Consider the following 18,036-nt stretch of genomic DNA (forward strand, 5'->3'; position numbering starts at 1 on the left):
CGCTCATCCGCACCCGTCCGGTGTTCGACGCTCGTACCATCGAGGGACGATGGCCGAAATCCACGAACTACGGTCGAGATTCGCTGCGGCGCTGTCTCGCATGTACGGCCGCGAGGTTCCGGAGTACACGACACTGGTGGACGTCACCGAATCGGTCAATGCGGACTTCCTTGCCGCGCATCCGGACTCGGCGGAGCGGTTCGGCAGCATCGCGCGGGTCACGGCCGAGCGGCACGGTGCGATCCGGGTGGGCACCCCGGCCGAGTTGCACGACGTCGCGGTGCTGTTCGCCGGGTTCGGCATGTATCCGGTGGGCTTCTACGACCTGCGGGAGGCGTCGCCGCCGGTGCCGGTGGTGTCCACGGCGTTTCGGCCGATCGAGTCCGGTGAGCTCGCCCGCAATCCGTTCCGGGTGTTCACCTCGATGCTCACCACCGGCGACCGCCGGTTCTTCGACACCGACCTGCAGCGGCAACTCGACGGGTTCCTGTCGCGGCGGCGCCTGTTCCCCGACGTGCTGCTGTCGCTGGCCCGCCGCGCCGCGGACGACGGCGGCCTGGACGAGCCGCAGGCGCGGCGCTTCGTGGCGCTCGCGACGTCGGTGTTCGAGTTGTCGCACGAACCGGTGGACCTGGGGTGGTACCGCGAGCTCGAGGCGGTGTCTGCGGTGGCTGCGGACATCGGCGGGGTGTCGAGCACCCACATCAACCATCTGACGCCGCGGGTGCTCGACATCGACGACCTGTACGCGCGGATGTCGGAGCGCGGCGTCGCGATGATCGACCGGATCCAGGGTCCACCACGCTGGGGCGGTCCGGCGGTGCTGCTGCGGCAGACGTCGTTCCGGGCGCTGGCCGAGCCACGACGGTTCGCGCTGCCCGACGGCTCGGTCGCCGACGGCGCGCTGCGGGTGCGGTTCGGGGAGGTCGAGGCCCGCGGTATCGCCCTCACCGAGAGCGGCCGGGAACTCTACGACGACCTGATGGACGCGGACCCGTCGAACACGAAGGGGCTGTGGGACAGACGCTTCCCGACGTCGGAGGACGAACTCGAGAAGCACGAGGCCGCGTACTTCACGTATCACGGCGGGGTACGCGAACCGATCGTCTACGAGGACTTCCTGCCGAAGTCGGCGGCCGGCATCTTCCGCTCCAATCTCGACACCGACACTTCCGCGACCACCGGTGAGGCGGGTGACGACTTCTCCCGTGCCTCGCTGGCCGCGGCGATCGGCCGGGACATCCACGATCCGTACGAGCTGTACCGACGTCAGCAGGAGCAGTCGAGAGGACCCCAGCGATGACACTTCCCGGCACCGGCATGTTGGCGGATCGCGCGATCGCGGCGCTCGATCGTTGCGGGGCAACGCTTCCCGAGATCGGAGGCGACGCAGGCCCGGCCCCGATCTCGGCGCGCACCCCCATCGACGGCTCGGTCCTCGCGTTCCTGCACCCGAGCACGTCCGCCGACGTCGATGCGGCGGTGCGGCGTGCGTCCGAGGTGTTCCGAACGTGGCGGGCGGTGCCCGCACCCCGGCGGGGCGCGGTGGTGCGCCGACTGGGTGAACTGCTCACCGAGCACAGGTCCGACCTGGCCGACCTGGTCACCCTGGAGGCGGGCAAGATCCGCTCCGAGGCCCTCGGCGAGGTGCAGGAGATGATCGACATCTGCGAGTTCGCGGTCGGGCTGTCCCGGCAGTTGTACGGGCGCACCATCGCCTCGGAGCGGCCGGGCCATCGGCTGTCGGAGACGTGGCATCCGCTGGGGGTGGTGGCGGTGATCTCGGCGTTCAATTTCCCGGTCGCGGTGTGGTCGTGGAACACCGCGCTGGCACTGGTGTGCGGCGATCCGGTGGTGTGGAAGCCGTCCGAGACCACCCCGCTCACCGCGATCGCGTGCGACGCGTTGCTGCGCCGGGCCGCCGCCGAGACCGGAGCCCCGAACGGCCTGCACCACGTGGTGCTCGGGGCGGCGGTCATCGGCGAGCAACTGGTCGACGATCCGCGGGTCGCGCTCGTGAGCGCAACCGGATCGGTGCGGATGGGGCGTGCGGTGGCGCCGCGGGTCGCGGCCCGCTTCGGTCGCTGCCTGCTGGAGTTGGGCGGCAACAATGCCGCGGTGGTGACGCCGTCAGCCGATCTGGATCTGACGGTGCGCGCCGTGGTCTTCGCGGCCGCCGGCACCGCGGGCCAGCGGTGCACCACGCTGCGGCGGCTGATCGTCCACCGATCCGTCGTGGACGACGTGACCGCCCGGATCGCCGACGCGTACCGGCAACTGCCGGTGGGTGATCCGTTCGACGACGGCGTCCTGGTGGGGCCGTTGATCTCCGGGGCGGCGCTGCACGCCATGCACGCCGCCCTCGACACCGCGCGCGCCGACGGCGGTGTCGTCGTCACCGGCGGCGAACGCATCGGTGGCGGCGGCTCGTTCTACGTCAGGCCCGCGATCGTCCGGATGCCGGCGCAGACCGCGATCGTGCGGGCCGAGACGTTCGCGCCGATCCTGTACGTCCTCGCGTACGACACCTTCGACGAGGCCGTCGAACTGCACAACGGTGTCCCACAGGGCTTGTCGTCGGCGATCTTCACCACCGACCAGCGCGAGGCCGAACGGTTCCTCGCCGCCGACGGCTCCGACTGCGGCATCGCGAACGTCAACATCGGCACGTCCGGGGCGGAGATCGGTGGCGCGTTCGGCGGCGAGAAGGACACCGGCGGCGGACGCGAATCCGGCTCCGACGCCTGGAAGTCGTACATGCGCCGCGCCACCAACACCGTCAACTACTCGGACGAACTTCCCCTCGCACAGGGAGTGGAGTTCGGCTAGCCGGGCTGCTCGTCGCGGATCTCGTCGCGCCGCAGCCGCGCGTCGTAGTCGGCCCGCGTCGTGGGGTCGACGCGGGTCAGTGCCCGCTCACCGCCGACGGCCCGGCGGATCCACTGCACCAGCCGTTCCGGCGCCACGGCGAGCCCGAGGTCGAGGGCGGCGAGGTAGCCCGGGACCGGCGTCTCGGCGCGGCGGGTGCGGACGGTGCGCACGATGGCGTCGGCGATGTCCTCGGGGTCGACGGTGGGCAGTCCCTTGCCGAGCGGGATGCCCGAGGTGAGCGTCGTCCGCACCGCGCTCGGTAGCACGGTCGACACACTGACTCCGTGGTCGGCGAACTCGAGCCGGGCAGCCGCCGAGAGTCCCACGGCCGCATACTTGCTCGCGTTGTAGACCGCGAGGCCGGGGATCGCGATCTTGCCGGCCAGCGATGCGACGTTCACGACGTGCCCGCGCCCGCGTTCGATCATGCCGGGCACCACGGCGCGCATCCCGTGGATCGGGCCCCACACGTTGACGTCGATCGTCATCTCGCCGGTCGCATCGGGCTCGTCGAGGAAACCGCCGACCGGCATGACGCCGGCGTTGTTGACGAGGATGTCGATCGGCCCCGCCTCGGCGACGCACGCATCCCACGACGCCCGCGACCGCACGTCCAACACGTGCGCGGTTCCGAGTCCGTCTGCGGTGGATTCCACTGCGTCCCGGTCGATGTCGGCGAGTGCGACGGTCGCGCCGCGGGCGGCGAACGCCTCCGCGGTGGCCCGGCCGATGCCGCGTCCGGCGCCGGTCACGAGCACCCGCGCTCCGCCCAGGTCGATCTCGGGGTATCGGGTCATGAGGAAACCTCCGTCGATGTCAGATAGGCCGATTCGTCGAAGCGGTGCAATCGCTCCCGCATCCGCCCGGTGGACCACGGCCAGTTGAAACTGTTGCGGCCGTTGACGTCCAGGAAGTAGCTCTGGCAGCCGCCGGCGTTGTAGACGGTGGTGGCGAGGGCCTGCTGCACCTCGGCGTTGAACGCGGCCTGCACCTCGGGCCGGGGTTCCATGCGGGTCCAGCCGGCCGAGCGCGCGGCGCCGATCGCGGCCGTCAGGTAGTCGAGTTGCGCCTCGAGGATCATGAACGCCGACGTGTGCCCGGTGCCGAGGGCCGGGCCCAGCAGCACGAACGCGTTGGGGAATCCGGCGACGGTGGTGCCGAGGTAGGCCTGTGGGCTGCCCTTCCAGTGGTCGCCCAGGCTGCGGCCCTGACCGTCGAACACCCGTCCGGCGATGGGCATGTCGAGGATGTGGAAACCGGTGCCGAAGATGATGGCGTCGACCTCACGCTCCTGGCCGTCCGCGCCGATCACCACGTTGCCCCGCACCTGCCGCACCGCGTTCGCGTGCACCTCGACGTTCGGGCGGTTCAGCGCAGGGTAGTACGTGTTGGACATCAACAGCCGCTTGCAGCCGAGCGTGTAGTCGGGGGTGAGCGCCCGGCGCAGTTCCGGATCCCGGATCTGCGCCCGCAGCTGCATGCGGCCGATCTGCTGGATCACCCGCAGGATCCACGGGTTGCGGAAGCCGACACCGAGGGCCTCCATGATCCCGTACTGGATGCGGCGCAGCGTATTCAGCGATCCGGGGATCGCGCCGATCGCCGCACGGACGGGGCCGGGCAGCGCGGTGTCCGGCTTGGGCAGCACCCACTGCGCCGTCCGCTGATAGAGGTGCAACTCCCCCACCACCGGCGCGATCTCGGGGACGAACTGCACCGCCGACGCGCCCGTCCCGACGACGGCGACCCGCTTGCCGGACAGGTCGTAGTCGTGGTTCCAGCGCGACGAGTGGAACACCTCGCCGGTGAACCCGTCGAGCCCCGGGACGTCGGGGATCAGCGGTTGGTTCCACGGGCCGGCGGCCGCGATCACCGCGTTCGCGGTGAAGGTGCCGTTCGACGTCTCCAGCACCCACCGCCGCGTGGTCTCGTCCCACTGGGCACGCAGCAGTTCGGTACCGAACTCGACGCGCTCGTGCACGCCGTGCTCGGCGGCGGTCCGCTCGATGTACTCGCGGATCTCGTGCTGGCCCGCGAACAGTCGACTCCATCCGGGGTTGGGCGCGAACGAGTACGAGTACAGCGCGGACGGCACGTCGCACGCGCACCCGGGGTAGGTGTTGTCACGCCAGGTTCCGCCGAGGGAGTCGGCCTTCTCGAGGATCACGACGTCGTCGATCCCCATGCGCTGCAACCGGATCACGGCACCGATCCCCGAGATTCCGGCGCCGACGACGATCACCTCGTGGTGGCCGGTCATGCGCGGGCTCCTGCCGCGAGGGCGCGCTGCACCTGGGTGCGGGTGCTGCGCAGCGAGTGTTCCAGAGTGGCGAGTCGGCGGCGATCGTCCATGAAGTTGGCACCCATCACGGCGAGATCCTCGGCGGTCGCGTCGATCCGGATCACGCGCGTGCCGGACGCCGCCAGCGCCGCGCATTCGGCGTCGAGTCCGGCGCTCATCCAGTTCCGCAGCACCAGACGTTCGAGGGCGGCCGGTCCGCGGCCGGGGATGCGGCCGCGGGAGGCCATCGGTGCCAGCACGATCACCTCGTCGAGTCCGCGTCCGGCCAGCAGATCGGCCGACGCGGTGGAGGCCGCACCTCCGTCGACGTACCGCCGACCGCCGATCGTGACCGGTGACATCCAGCCCGGGATCGCCCACGATGCCCGCAGTGCCTCCGACAGCGTCGCGTTCGGCGCCCCCTGCGCCCCGAACGCCACCTGCTCACCGGTGGCGGCGTCCATTGCGACCAACCAGGTCCGGGTGTGCGGCACCCACCCGTCGGGGTCCGCGACGCCGGCGGCCAGGCGGTCCAGCCAGTCGGCGTCGCCGCGGCCCTCCGGGAGCAACCCGCTCAACCGGGTCATGGTGGGCACGGCGCGGCGCAGCAGACCGGGTGCACTCGGCCGCGGTCGCGGTAACGGCGGGAACCGGCCCGGCGCGCCCTCGAGATGGTGCGACAGCACCGGATGCGTGGGCTCCCCCAGTTGCATCGCGAGGATCTCGTCGACGCCGATGCCGCTCCCGAGCATCGTGACGAGTTCGGCCCCCGCCGACGTGCCGACCAGGGTGTCCGCGTCGCGCGGATCCCATCCGAGCGCGTCACGGACCGCGACCAGCGCGGCAACGGTCCACGCGGCCCCCAGTGTTCCCCCGCATCCGATGACCAGGCCCCGACTGAGATGTGTGTCACTCGACGTCATATGCAGAAACTAACAGCATTCAGATACCGGCGGTAGCCCAATCGTCGTGGAGAATGACCGCATGGCACGTTTGACCAGATCGGAGAGCCAGGCCCGGACCCGCGCGGACCTGCTCGCGACCGCCCGCGACCTGTTCCTCACCGACGGCTACGCGGCGACGTCACTCGAGAAGGTCGCCGAGACGGCGGGCTACTCGAAGGGCGCGGTGTACTCGAACTTCCGCGGCAAGAAGGAGTTGTGCCTCGAGGTCCTCGACCTGATCCACACGACGAAGTTCGAGGAGGTGGCAGCACTCGTGGCCGCGGACGGCGACCTCGACGAGCTGCTCGACCGCATCCAGGAGTGGGCCGCACGCACCCTCGGTGACGTGGGCTGGACGATGCTCGAGTTCGAGTTCATCGCCGCCTGCCGGCACGACCCCGAGGTGCAGGCCGCGCTGGCGTCGGCCCTGGGAATGGCGCACGGAATGGTTCTGGCCCTGGTGAATTCGCTGACCACCGCAACCGGGATCGTGCTGCCGCTGCCACCCGAGGATGCTGCGCGCAGCATCCTCAGCCTCGGTGTGGGACTCGGCATCCAACGCGCCATCGACCCCGACATCTCGGCCCGCATCGTCACCGACAACCTGCGCGCACTCCTGCAGCGGGGCTCGCCCCTCCCCGACGCAGGGGCGAGCAGATCCTGACCCTCCCTCCTCGTCAGTACAGCGTCGCGATGAAATCGAAGACCGCGGGCTGCACTGCCGGATTGGCGGCGTTGATGCCGTTCGCGGCGCCGATGACACCACCGATCGCGGCCCCGGGGATGCAGCCGACGAACAGGAACAGAACACATCCGACGACGGCGCCGACACCCGCGCCGATCTGTGCGTTCATCTGGCCGCCACTGTTCCAGCCCTTCTCGATCTCGCGCACCATGTTGCTGTAGGCGTCCTGCCGGGCGTCGGCATCCTCGAGCTCCGCCACCCCCTGCACCGGAACCTCCGGGGTGAGCGTGAGCCGGTTGCCGTCGACGGTCGCGGACAGCGGCACGGCGGTGCCGGCGACCGGATAGCTGAGCGGGACGGTGCCGACCGTGGCGCCGGACGGGGCGACGACGTCGACGACATCGCCTGCTACACGGAACGTACCGGCGTCGAGGACGGTGTCGAGGGACGCACCGTCCGCGCCGATCTGCGTCCGATAGTGGATCGCGTCGGGTGGCGCACCCGGTTCCGCGTACGCGGTGCCGGTCGCGACACCGAGTGCCGCGATCGCCAGCACGGACACGGCCGCGGTTCTGTGGAGTTTCACGGGGAGCTCCCCTCCTAGCAGAAAGACGGCCCCGATCAGGTCAAAGACCGTCCGGAACCTCTCCAGAGTATCGGCTGCGGAACGGTCTGTACGTGGTACCGAGATCCGTGACCGAAGCATCCCGTCTGTCCCCGGCCCCGTGTTCGCGCAGGTGACGACACTTGTCGGACCGTCGTTGCAAGATGGACCGCATGGACTCCGTCCTCGAGCGTTTCTCCGCCCCCACCCGGGAGTGGTTCGACGGCGCCTTCGACGCGCCCACCGCCGCGCAGCTCGGGGCGTGGGACTCGATCGCGAGCGGCGCGCACACCCTCGTCGTGGCGCCCACCGGCTCCGGCAAGACGCTGTCGGCGTTCCTGTGGGCGCTGGACCGGTTGGCATCGACTGTGGAAGCCGACGAGAAGCGCACCGCGGCCACTCGCACCCGCGTCCTGTACCTCTCCCCGCTCAAGGCCCTCGGTGTGGACGTCGAACGCAACCTGCGGGCGCCACTGGTCGGCATCACGCAGACCGCGAAGCGTCTCGGGTTCGAGCCGCCGGAGATCCGGGTCGGTGTCCGCTCCGGCGACACCCCCACCGGCGAACGCCGCAAGCTGATCAAGACCCCACCCGACATCCTCATCACCACCCCCGAATCCCTGTTCCTGATGTTGACGTCGTCGGCGCGGGAAACCCTCGCCGGGGTGGAGACGGTGATCATCGACGAGGTGCACGCCGTCGCCGGCACCAAACGCGGCGCGCACCTGGCGCTGTCGCTCGAACGCCTCGACATGCTGCGCGACGAACCGGTCCAGCGGATCGGGCTGTCCGCGACGGTGCGCCCACACGAGGAGGTGGCCCGGTTCCTCGCCGGCGCCGCCCCCGTGCGGATCATCGCGCCGCCGGCCGCCAAGACGTTCGATCTGACGGTGCGGGTCCCGGTCGAGGACATGACCGAGCTCGGTACCACCGACGACGAGACCGGCACCCCACAGGCCGGGTCGATCTGGCCGCACGTCGAGGAGCAGATCGTCGACCTGATCCTCGAGCACCGGTCGTCGATCGTGTTCGCGAACTCGCGCCGCCTCGCCGAGAAACTCACCGCCCGGCTCAACGAGATCTACGGCGAACGGCTCGGCGGCACGATCGAGAAACAGGGCAGGCCGCCGGCACAGATCGGTGCGCCCACCGAGGTCAGCTACGGAGCCGGTCCCCTGCTGGCACGCGCCCACCACGGCTCGGTCAGCAAGGACCAGCGCGCGATCATCGAGGACGACCTCAAGTCCGGGCGTCTGCGCTGCGTCGTCGCCACCAGCAGCCTCGAACTCGGAATCGACATGGGCGCAGTCGATCTCGTCGTCCAGGTGGAGGCGCCACCGTCGGTGGCGAGCGGGCTGCAACGCGTGGGCCGGGCCGGACACCAGGTGGGCGAGATCTCCCGCGGTGTGCTCTTCCCCAAGCACCGCACCGATCTGATCCACTGCGCGGTCACGGTCGAGCGCATGACGAACGGCAAGATCGAGGCCCTCGAGATTCCCGCCAACCCGCTGGACATCCTGGCGCAGCAGACCGTCGCGGCCACCGCCCTCGAACCGGTCGACGTCGAGCAGTGGTTCGACGTGGTCCGGCGCAGCGGCTCGTTCGCGACCCTGCCGCGCTCGGCGTACGAGTCGACGCTCGACCTGCTCGCCGGCCGCTACCCCTCCGACGAGTTCGCCGAACTGCGGCCCCGCCTGGTGTGGGACCGCGACGCCGGCACCCTCACCGGGCGGCCCGGAGCCCAACGCCTCGCGGTCACCTCCGGCGGCGCCATCCCCGACCGCGGCCTGTTCGCCGTCTACATGGTGGGCGCTGCGTCTCCTGGTCGCTCCGCGGGCTCCGCTCCCGGCCAGTCTCGGGTCGGTGAACTCGACGAGGAGATGGTCTACGAGTCCCGCGTCGGGGACGTGTTCGCGCTCGGCGCCACCAGTTGGCGGATCGAGGAGATCACCTTCGACCGGGTCCTCGTCAGCCCCGCGCACGGCCTGCCGGGGCGGCTGCCGTTCTGGCACGGTGACGGTCTGGGCCGACCCGCCGAACTCGGTGAAGCACTCGGCGGATTCCTGCGGGAACTGTCGTCGAGCACCCCGGACGAGGTCGCGGCCCGCTGCACGGCGTCCGGGCTCGACACCAACGCCACCACCAACCTCGCGGCGCTGATCGAGGACCAGCGCCGCGCGACGGGACGCGTCCCCACCGACCGCACCCTCGTCGTGGAACGCTTCCGCGACGAACTCGGCGACTGGCGACTGGTGCTGCACTCGCCGTACGGACTGCGGGCGCACGCACCGTGGGCGCTCGCGATCGGGGCGCGGCTGCGGGAACGGTTCGGTATCGACGCCGCCCCCACCGCCTCCGACGACGGCATCATCGTCCGGCTCCCCGACACCGAGGACACCCCGCCCGGCGCGGACCTGTTCGTGTTCGAACGTGACGAGATCGAGGACATCGTCACCGACGAGGTGGGCGGCTCGGCGCTGTTCGCGTCCCGCTTCCGTGAATGTGCCGCGCGCGCACTGCTGTTGCCGCGACGCACCCCCGGCAAGCGGGCACCGCTGTGGCAGCAGCGGCAACGCTCGGCGCAACTGCTCGACGTGGCCCGCAAGTTCCCGACGTTCCCGATCCTGCTCGAGGCGGTCCGCGAATGCCTGCAGGACGTCTACGACCTGCCCGCGCTGCGCGACCTGTTCGGTCGTCTCGGACGGAGGCAGATCCGGATCGTGGAGGTGGAGACCGCGGCCCCGTCCCCGTTCGCGAACGCGCTGCTGTTCGACTACGTGGGCGCGTTCATGTACGAGGGCGACAGTCCGCTCGCCGAACGTCGCGCCGCCGCGCTGTCGCTCGACTCCACGCTCCTCGCGGAACTGCTCGGCCGGGTGGAGTTGCGCGAACTGCTCGACGCCGACGTGATCGAGGCGACCGAGCGGCAGTTGCAGCGGCTGGATCCGGACCGCCGCGCCCGGGACGTGGAGGGCATGGCGGATCTGCTGCGCCTGCTCGGCCCGCTCACCATCGACGAGGCGACGCAGCGTTCCACTGCCGATCCGGTGCCGTGGCTCGACGAACTCGTCGCACACCGCCGCGCCCTGCACGTCTCGTTCGCGGGACGGCAGTGGTGGACGGCGATCGAGGATGCCGCCCGGCTGCGCGACGGTCTCGGCGTGCCGTTGCCGATCGGGACCCCGGCCGCGTTCGTCGAACCGGTCGACGACCCGCTCGGGGATCTCCTCGGCCGCTATGCCCGCACCCACGGCCCGTTCACGGTGAGCGAGGCGGCAGAGCGCTTCGGGCTCGGATCCGCTGTGGCCCGTGACGTCCTGGCACGGCTGGCGCACGAGAAACGGGTCGTGGAGGGCGAGTTCCGGCCCGGCGCGTCCGGCAGCGAGTGGTGCGACACCGAGGTGCTGCGCCGCCTGCGCCGACGGTCTCTCGCCGCGGCCCGTGAGGGGATCGAACCGGTGGGCACTGCGGCCCTGGGCCGATTCCTGCCCGACTGGCAGCACGTCGGCGGCGAGCTGCGGGGTGTCGACGGGGTGGTGACCGTGGTGGAGCAGCTTGCGGGCGTGCCGGTTCCGGCGTCGGCGCTCGAGTCGTTGATCCTCGGCTCCCGGGTGCGCGACTACTCCCCCGCGATGCTCGACGAGCTCACCGCCACCGGTGAGGTGCTGTGGGCGGGCGCCGGGCAGATCACCGGCAAGGACGGCTGGGTGAGCCTGCACCTGGCCGAATCGTCACCGCTGACCCTCGCACCGCCGACCGAGATCGATCTCACCGACACCCACCGCGCCGTCCTCGATGTCCTCGCCGGGGGTGGCGCGTACTTCTTCCGGCAGTTGGCGGACAGCATCGGAGCGGACGCAACGGACGACGCGATGCTGACGTCCGCGCTGTGGGACCTGGTGTGGGCCGGGCACATCGGGAACGACACCCTCGCCCCGCTGCGGGCGCTGCTGTCGGACACCTCCCGTGCCACCCCGAGTCACCGCACGCCGCGCCGGGCGCCCCGCGCCCACGCCTACCGGAGACTGTCCCGGCCGGCGGTGCCGTCGCGCACCGGCCCACCGACGGCGGGTGGACGCTGGTCGCTGCTGCCCGAGCCCGAACCGGATCCCACGCTGCGCGCCCACGCGACCGCCGATCTGCTGCTCGAACGGTACGGCGTCGTCACCCGCGGCGCGGTCGTCGCCGAGGAGGTGCCCGGTGGTTTCGCGTCGATGTACAAGGTGCTCAGCCGGTTCGAGGACAGCGGCCGCTGCCGGCGCGGCTACTTCGTCGACTCGCTCGGCGGCGCACAGTTCTCGACGTCGGATGTCGTCGACCGGCTGCGCTCGTACTCCGACACCGTCGACGGACGCCACCGGACCACGGCGGCGGTGACGCTCGCAGCGTGCGATCCGGCGAACCCGTACGGGGCGGCGCTGCCGTGGCCGCGGAACGACGACTCGGCCGATGCACCGTCCAGGCACCGGCCGGGCCGCAAGGCGGGCGGCCTGGTGGTGCTCGTCGACGGCGAACTGGTGCTGTTCGTCGAGCGCGGGGGCCGGACGCTGCTGACGTTCACCGACGACATCGGTGCGCTGCGCACGGGCGCGGAGTCACTCGCCGCCACCGTCACCCGCGGCGGTGTCGACAAGGTCGTGATCGAGAAGATAGACGGGGTCACCGTCCACGGCAACGATTTCGCACCGCTGCTCACCGAGGCCGGATTCTCCGCCACGCCCCGCGGCTACCGGTTGCGATCCTGACCCACGGGATCCGCCGCCCCTCACGTGGTGAGCACGTCCCGTCGCCGGAACGCCAGCAGACCTGCCGTGCACAACAGGACCGCCACCCCCGTGGTGACCGCGGCCGGAACCGGATCGAACGCGACGGCCGGAACCAGCGGCAGGTTGTCGAACGGGGAGACGCTCATCAGCCACGACGGGAAGCGCAACGTGACACCGAACATGAGGACGACGAAGCAGAACGCGAGCGCCGTCCACGCGGCCACCGCCGCACGAGGTACGAACCCGTACAGCACGACGGTGACGCCCGCGAGCAGCCAGACCGCGGGCAGATACGCCAGCGTCGCGGCGAACAGGCGAACGACCTGGGATCCGTCGCCCGCGACGATCGCGTACATCACGCCCATGCCGAGTCCTGCTGCCGCGACCACCACCGCCGATCCGACCAGCGTGACGGTCACGTGACTCGCAGTCCACCGGAGCCGGGTCAGCGCCGTCGACAGCAACGGTTCGACGCGGCCGGCGAGTTCCTCGGCTCGCGGCCGCAGTGCCGCCGAGATCGCGTAGGCCGACGCGATCATCGCGAGCATCGCCGCGGCCATCGCATAGAACGCGTCGATCAGGCTCGCGTTCTCGTAGCCCAGCAGTTCCCCGATGTCCACGTCACCGAGCAGGTCGCCGACATCGTTGCCGATGGTCCCGAACGCCGCCCCACCGAGGAGCATGCCCACCGTCCAACCGATCAGGGTGCCCCGCTGCAGCGTCCACGCCAGCCCGAGTTCACCGTGCAATGCCCGTGACGCCCGCCCCGGGCCCGGCCGGGGGACGAACACGCCGGCACCGGCGTCACGATGGTCGAGCACCTGCATCGCTGCCGCGGCGACCACGACCGCCACCGCCAGCGACAGCAGCGCCGGCCACCAGATCTCGCCCGCGTACGGCCGCATCGCCTGCCCCCAGCCCAGCGGCGACAGCCAGGACGCCACCCCGTTGCCGACGTCACCGACCGCACGCAGCACGTATGCGACCGCGATCGCGGCCCCGGTGATGCCGTACATCGTCCGGGTACTTCCGGTCAGCTGCGCCACCAGCAGCGCGATCGCGGTGAACACGAGTCCGGCGCAGGTTGCACCGACTCCGAGAGCTGTCGATCCGGCAACCGGAAGCCCGTACGCCACGAGGGCCGCCACGACCGCCACACCGTAGAGCACGTTCACGAGAACCGCGAGAATCGTTGCCGCCGCGAACGTCGCGTGCCGGCCGACGACGCCGGAGCGGATCAACTCGTCCCGCCCGGCCTCCTCGTCGGCGCGGGTGTGCCGCCCCACCAGCACCATGCTCATCAGGCCGGCCACGATCATGCCGAACGCACTCGCCTGGAACGCCACCTGCCCGCCGACGGTGTCGAGTGCCCGGGGTGGGCCGGCCATCGCGATCATCGCCGCATTCCCCTGCATGGACGCGGCGACCGTGTCGAGTTCCGCCTGTGTCGGGTAGGTGATGCCGACCCCGACGGCCTGCGAGTAGTACACGAACGTGCCCGCGAGCACCCACAGCACCAGCGCGAATCGTTCACGGCGCAGCGCGAACCGGGTCAGAGTGCCGGTGCCCGTCCAGGTGGTCACGACTCGTCCACCCCGGCTGCCGAGAGTTCGTCGCCGTAGTGCCGGAGGAACAGTTCCTCGAGGGTCGGGGGCTGGCTGACCAGTGATCGGATCCGAAATCGGGTCAGATGCGTGATTGCGGCGTCCAGGTCGACGGTGTCCACCTGGAACCGGGCCCGAGTGCCGTCGACGACGAGGTCGTGCACCCCCATCAGTTCGGACAGCCCCGTCGGCGGCTCGGCCGTCTCGACGGACACCGAGGTGCGGGTCAGGTGCCGCAGATCGGCGAGGCTGCCCGTCTCGATCGCCCGACCGAGCCGGATGATCGTCACCCGGTCGCACAACGCCTCGACCTGGGCGAGGATGTGACTCGACAGCAGCACCGTGCGGCCGTCCGCCACGGCCTCGGTGATGCACTCCTGGAAGACGGCTTCCATGAGCGGATCGAGTCCCGACGTCGGTTCGTCGAGGATCAACAGTTCCGCATCGGACGACAGCGCCGCCACCAGCGCGACCTTCTGCCGGTTCCCCTTCGAGTAGGTGCGGCCCTTCTTCGTCGGATCCAGATCGAATCGGTCGAGGAGTTCGGCGCGGCGTTCCTCGTCGAGTCCACCGCGCAGGCGCCCCAACAGGTCGATCACCTCACCGCCGGTGAGGTTCGGCCACAGGTTCACGTCGCCGGGCACGTAGGCGAGACGCCGGTGCAGTGCGGCCGCATCGTGCCACGGATCGCCGCCGAGCAGGGTGACCTCACCGGAGTCGGCCCGCAACAGCCCCAGGAGCACCCGGATGGTCGTCGACTTGCCGGATCCGTTCGGTCCCAGGAATCCGTGCACCTCCCCGGAACGCACGTCCAGGTCCATCCCGTCGAGTGCCCGTGTGCGACCGAACGTCTTGACCAGGTTCGATATCGCTATCGCCGTAGCCATGTCCCGACGGTACAACCGTTGCCCCGCGGTCGCTGTCGAATCTACGCTGGCATCGATGGGCGAACCCTGGGGAAGGTGACAGCACGTGATCCGCTCGGAATCACCGGAGACCTCCGCTCCCGCACCGCTCGGGCCGGATTCGCTCACCTGGCGCTACTTCGCCGACTGGCGCGGCATGCTGCAGGGCCTGTGGGCGGGGTCGATGCAGAACATGCATCCCGGGCTCGGGGCGGGTGTCGAACAGCACTCCCGGTTCTTCGAGGAACGCTGGGAGCGGCTGCTGCGGTCGCTGTATCCGATCGGCGGCGTCGTGTTCGACGGCGACCGGGCCCGGCAGACGGCCGAGGAGGTCCGGGACTACCACCGCACCATCAAGGGCGTCGACGCGCAGGGACGCCGCTATCACGCCCTCGACCCGGACACGTTCTACTGGGCGCACGCCACGTTCTTCATGGGCACGATCCTCACCGCCGAACACTTCATGGGTGGCATCACCGAGGCGCAGAAGCGACAGCTGTTCACCGAACACGTCCAGTGGTATCGGCTGTACGGCATGAGCATGCGGCCCGTCCCGCAGACGTGGGAGGACTTCCAGGACTACTGGGACCGCATGTGCCGGAACGTACTCGAGGACAACAAGGCCACCCGCGACGTCCTCGACCTCACCGGACTCGGCCACCCACCGTTCACACCGTGGCTACCGCAGCCGCTGTGGCGGCTCGCCCGCATCCCGATCGCGAAGGGATTCGTGTGGCTCACCGTCGGCATGTACGACCAGCCGGTGCGGGACCTGCTGGGCTTCCGGTGGACGCCGGTCGACGCGTGGCTGCACCGGCGGGCCGGGCGGACCGTGAACGCAGTGTTCCGTCTGGTGCCGCCGCGCTACCGCAAGCATCCGCGGGCCCGCGGCGGACTGGACCGGGTCAGTGGCCGCAGCCCGGTGGACGCGCCGCTCGTGCACACTCCGGCCCGTAATCTGCCGCCGCTCGGGCGCCGGGACGATCCGACGCACTACACGCCGCCCGTGGGCTGATCTGTGCGACGCTGCACCACATGGAATCGGATCTGCGTTCCCTGCTGCACCGGCCACTGCTGAGCCGACGGGTTCCGCTCGACCGGGAGAACGCGGCCGCCCGCATCAGCGCCTACGTGTACGGCAACATCCTGATCCTGGCCGCGCTGATCCCGGAAACCATCTCCCGCAGCGATTCCCGCACCATCGCGATCGTCGCGGGTACCGCGATCTCGACGTTCGTCGCGCACATCTTCGCCGAGGGTGTCGGCAAATCCGTCCGCTCCGGGGCCCAGCTGACCGCCAAGGAGCGTCTCGCCGAGGTCCGCGACTCGGTGCCGGTCCTCAGTTCCGCGGTCGTCCCGATCGTCGTCCTGGCCACCGCCTACTTCGGGTGGCTCGAACCGTTCACCGCGCAGGTGATCGCCGAGGTCGCGATCCTGATCCGCATCGCGTCGATGGTCTTCGTCATCACCCGGCTGCGCGGTGAACGCCCCTCCGGGACGACCCTGCTCGCCGCCGCCGTCCTGGCGGTCGTCGCGACCGGCATCGTCGTCCTCAAGGTCGTGCTGACCCACTGACCGGCTCGAGGATCTCCGCCCGCGCCTCGGGTGCGGCGGCACGCAGCGCGTCTGCCGATGCATCGTCCGGTTGGGTCTGCGAGCACACCTCGGCCTCGACCCGCGCCCGGTACGTCCCGATCTCCCGGTCGATCGTCTCCTCGTCCCAGCCCAGAACGGGGGCGACGAGCCGCGCCACCTGTTCGGCACAGTCGACACCGCGGTGCGGGTATTCGATCGAGATGCGGGTGCGCCGGGCCAGGATGTCCTCGAGGTGCAACGCCCCCTCCGCCGCCGCGGCGTACACGGCCTCGACCTGCAGGTAGTCGGGGGCGTCGGTGATCGGGTCGAAGAGTTCGGGGGCGTCGGCGGCGAGCCCGAGGACCTCGTCGATGAGCGACCCGTACCGGCCCAGCAGGTGTTTGATCCGGTACGGATGCAGCCCGTACTGCTCCCCGAGCTGCACGGCCTGGTTGACGAGCGCGAAGTACCCGTCGGCGCCGACGAGCGGCACCTTCTCCGTGATCGACGGCGCCACCCGCGCCGGGATGTCCTCGGCGGCCGCGTCGACGGCGTCCTCCCCCATCACCCGGTAGGTCGTGTACTTGCCGCCGGCGATCGCCACCAGACCGGGGGCGACGCGGGCGACGGCGTGCTCACGGGACAGTTTGGACGTCTCGTCGCTCTCCCCCGCGAGCAGTGGCCGCAGCCCGGCGTAGACGCCGTCGATGTCGTCGTGGGTGAGTGCGGTGACGAGCACCTTGTTGACGTGCCCGAGGATGTAGTCGATGTCGGCCTTCGTCGCGGCCGGGTGCGCGAGGTCGAGGTTCCAGTCGGTGTCGGTGGTTCCGATGATCCAGTGGTTGCCCCACGGGATGACGAACAGCACCGACTTCTCGGTGCGCAGGATGATCGCCGAATCGCTCACGATCCGGTCCCGCGGCACCACGATGTGCACCCCCTTGGACGCCCGTACCCGGAACCGCCCGCGCTGCCTCGACAGCGCCTGGATCTCGTCGGTCCACACCCCCGTCGCATTGATCACGACATGCCCGCGCACCTCGGTGACGGCGCCGGTCTCCGAGTCCCGCACCCGCACCCCGGACACCCGGTCGGCCTCCCGCAGGAAGCCGACGACCTGGGTGGACGTGCGGACCACGGCCCCGTAGTGAGCGGCGGTCCGGGCGACCGTCATGGTGTGGCGGGCGTCGTCGACGACGGTGTCGTAGTAGCGGATTCCGCCGATCAGCGCGTTCCGTTTGAGCCCGGGCACCATGCGCAGCGCCCCGGCACGCGTCAGATGTTTCTGCGCGGGAACGGATTTCGCGCCGCCCATGCGGTCGTACAGCAGGAATCCGGCCGCCATGTACGGCCGCTCCCACACCCGATGTGTGAGCGGGAACAGGAATTTCAACGGTTTGACGAGGTGCGGGGCGAGCGTCGACATCGACAGTTCCCGCTCGTGCAGCGCCTCGGCGACGAGCCCGAACTCGAGCTGTTCGAGATACCGCAGGCCGCCGTGGAACATCTTCGACGACCGGGACGACGTGCCCGACGCGAAGTCCCGGGCCTCGACGAGCGCGACCCGCAGTCCACGGGTCGCGGCGTCGAGCGCGGCACCCACCCCGACGACGCCACCGCCGATCACGATCACGTCGAACTGTTCGTTCCCCAACCGCTCCCACGCCCGCTCACGCTGCTGCGGGCCCAGGAACTGCACACCAGGCTGCTTGTCCAACTCGATCTCCCGTGGTTGTCGGCCGATCCGGTTTCAGGCTAGTAGGTTCGTGCCGAGACTGCGCGAGAGACCGCGAGAGACGAG

At 70.4% G+C, this 18,036-nt stretch carries 13 protein-coding genes; 6 read left to right on the forward strand and 7 right to left on the reverse strand.

The window, feature by feature from the left end; all coding sequences use genetic code 11:
- The first annotated feature begins 49 nt into the window (after positions 1 to 49).
- Both hglS and amaB read left to right on the forward strand, forming a co-directional pair.
- Positions 50 to 1,303, forward strand: a complete 1,254-nt coding sequence (gene hglS, locus Q5696_RS15780) for a 2-oxoadipate dioxygenase/decarboxylase (RefSeq protein ID WP_305092243.1) — start codon at positions 50 to 52, stop codon at positions 1,301 to 1,303.
- On the forward strand, positions 1,300 to 2,829 hold the full coding sequence (amaB, locus tag Q5696_RS15785) for an L-piperidine-6-carboxylate dehydrogenase (RefSeq protein ID WP_305092244.1): 1,530 nt from the start codon (positions 1,300 to 1,302) through the stop codon (positions 2,827 to 2,829). Before hglS ends, amaB begins: the two co-directional genes overlap by 4 nt.
- Here amaB and Q5696_RS15790 read toward each other — a convergent pair.
- The 3 genes from Q5696_RS15790 to Q5696_RS15800 are packed head-to-tail and all read right to left on the reverse strand — an operon-like array spanning position 2,826 to position 6,075.
- Positions 2,826 to 3,668 carry an SDR family oxidoreductase gene (locus tag Q5696_RS15790; RefSeq protein WP_305092245.1) on the reverse strand — a complete coding sequence of 281 codons (843 nt, stop codon included), beginning with the start codon at positions 3,666 to 3,668 and terminating at the stop codon, positions 2,826 to 2,828. The genes amaB and Q5696_RS15790 overlap by 4 nt on opposite strands.
- The gene (locus Q5696_RS15795) at positions 3,665 to 5,131 is read right to left on the reverse strand and encodes a flavin-containing monooxygenase (RefSeq protein ID WP_305092246.1); all 1,467 of its coding nucleotides are present in this window, start codon (positions 5,129 to 5,131) and stop codon (positions 3,665 to 3,667) included. The genes Q5696_RS15790 and Q5696_RS15795 overlap by 4 nt, the downstream gene beginning before the upstream one ends.
- Positions 5,128 to 6,075 (reverse strand): patatin-like phospholipase family protein, encoded by a 948-nt coding sequence (locus Q5696_RS15800; RefSeq protein WP_305092247.1) that lies wholly within the window; start codon positions 6,073 to 6,075, stop codon positions 5,128 to 5,130. Before Q5696_RS15800 ends, Q5696_RS15795 begins: the two co-directional genes overlap by 4 nt.
- Before the next feature lie 61 nt (positions 6,076 to 6,136).
- Here Q5696_RS15800 and Q5696_RS15805 point away from each other — a divergent pair, with 61 nt between their 5' ends.
- Positions 6,137 to 6,760, forward strand: a complete 624-nt coding sequence (locus Q5696_RS15805; protein WP_305092248.1) for a TetR/AcrR family transcriptional regulator — start codon at positions 6,137 to 6,139, stop codon at positions 6,758 to 6,760.
- Between the two features lie 13 nt (positions 6,761 to 6,773).
- On the opposite strand, the gene Q5696_RS15810 is transcribed toward Q5696_RS15805, so the two are convergent.
- Positions 6,774 to 7,367 carry a DUF8020 domain-containing protein gene (locus Q5696_RS15810; RefSeq protein WP_305092249.1) on the reverse strand — a complete coding sequence of 198 codons (594 nt, stop codon included), beginning with the start codon at positions 7,365 to 7,367 and terminating at the stop codon, positions 6,774 to 6,776.
- A gap of 191 nt (positions 7,368 to 7,558) precedes the next feature.
- On the opposite strand from Q5696_RS15810, the gene Q5696_RS15815 reads away from it, so the two are divergent.
- Complete coding sequence (locus Q5696_RS15815) at positions 7,559 to 12,130, forward strand: ATP-dependent helicase (RefSeq protein ID WP_305095329.1); 4,572 nt, start codon at positions 7,559 to 7,561, stop codon at positions 12,128 to 12,130.
- Positions 12,131 to 12,150: 20 nt separating this feature from the next.
- Here the strand turns inward: Q5696_RS15815 and Q5696_RS15820 are convergent, their stop codons facing one another.
- Both Q5696_RS15820 and Q5696_RS15825 read right to left on the reverse strand, forming a co-directional pair.
- Positions 12,151 to 13,734: an ABC transporter permease gene (locus Q5696_RS15820; RefSeq protein WP_305092250.1), complete on the reverse strand. Its 1,584-nt coding sequence runs from the start codon at positions 13,732 to 13,734 to the stop codon at positions 12,151 to 12,153.
- A complete protein-coding gene (locus Q5696_RS15825; RefSeq protein ID WP_305092251.1) occupies positions 13,731 to 14,642 on the reverse strand; it encodes an ABC transporter ATP-binding protein in 912 nt (303 codons plus the stop codon). The genes Q5696_RS15820 and Q5696_RS15825 overlap by 4 nt, the downstream gene beginning before the upstream one ends.
- Before the next feature lie 85 nt (positions 14,643 to 14,727).
- Here Q5696_RS15825 and Q5696_RS15830 point away from each other — a divergent pair, with 85 nt between their 5' ends.
- Together Q5696_RS15830 and Q5696_RS15835 are read left to right on the forward strand one after the other, a co-directional pair.
- Positions 14,728 to 15,675, forward strand: a complete 948-nt coding sequence (locus Q5696_RS15830) for an oxygenase MpaB family protein (RefSeq protein WP_370654805.1) — start codon at positions 14,728 to 14,730, stop codon at positions 15,673 to 15,675.
- Positions 15,676 to 15,695: 20 nt separating this feature from the next.
- Entirely contained in the window at positions 15,696 to 16,235 is a 540-nt protein-coding gene (locus tag Q5696_RS15835) for a hypothetical protein (protein WP_305092252.1), read from the forward strand.
- Here Q5696_RS15835 and Q5696_RS15840 read toward each other — a convergent pair.
- A complete protein-coding gene (locus Q5696_RS15840; RefSeq protein WP_305092253.1) occupies positions 16,213 to 17,952 on the reverse strand; it encodes a glycerol-3-phosphate dehydrogenase/oxidase in 1,740 nt (579 codons plus the stop codon). The two genes, Q5696_RS15835 and Q5696_RS15840, sit on opposite strands and share 23 nt — an antisense overlap.
- Between the last annotated feature and the right edge of the window lie 84 nt (positions 17,953 to 18,036).

It is taken from the genome of Prescottella sp. R16, assembly GCF_030656875.1.
In the GTDB taxonomy this organism is placed as follows: domain Bacteria; phylum Actinomycetota; class Actinomycetes; order Mycobacteriales; family Mycobacteriaceae; genus Prescottella.

What these genes read in the sequence shown, in the direction of transcription:
- hglS (WP_305092243.1), top strand. Translation starts at nt 50, where the DNA reads ATGGCCGAAATCCACGAACTACGGTCGAGATTCGCTGCGGCGCTGTCT.
- amaB (WP_305092244.1), top strand. Translation starts at nt 1,300, where the DNA reads ATGACACTTCCCGGCACCGGCATGTTGGCGGATCGCGCGATCGCGGCG.
- Q5696_RS15790 (WP_305092245.1), bottom strand. Translation starts at nt 3,668, where the DNA reads ATGACCCGATACCCCGAGATCGACCTGGGCGGAGCGCGGGTGCTCGTG.
- Q5696_RS15815 (WP_305095329.1), top strand. Translation starts at nt 7,559, where the DNA reads ATGGACTCCGTCCTCGAGCGTTTCTCCGCCCCCACCCGGGAGTGGTTC.
- Q5696_RS15805 (WP_305092248.1), top strand. Translation starts at nt 6,137, where the DNA reads ATGGCACGTTTGACCAGATCGGAGAGCCAGGCCCGGACCCGCGCGGAC.
- Q5696_RS15825 (WP_305092251.1), bottom strand. Translation starts at nt 14,642, where the DNA reads ATGGCTACGGCGATAGCGATATCGAACCTGGTCAAGACGTTCGGTCGC.
- Q5696_RS15800 (WP_305092247.1), bottom strand. Translation starts at nt 6,075, where the DNA reads ATGACGTCGAGTGACACACATCTCAGTCGGGGCCTGGTCATCGGATGC.
- Q5696_RS15795 (WP_305092246.1), bottom strand. Translation starts at nt 5,131, where the DNA reads ATGACCGGCCACCACGAGGTGATCGTCGTCGGCGCCGGAATCTCGGGG.
- Q5696_RS15835 (WP_305092252.1), top strand. Translation starts at nt 15,696, where the DNA reads ATGGAATCGGATCTGCGTTCCCTGCTGCACCGGCCACTGCTGAGCCGA.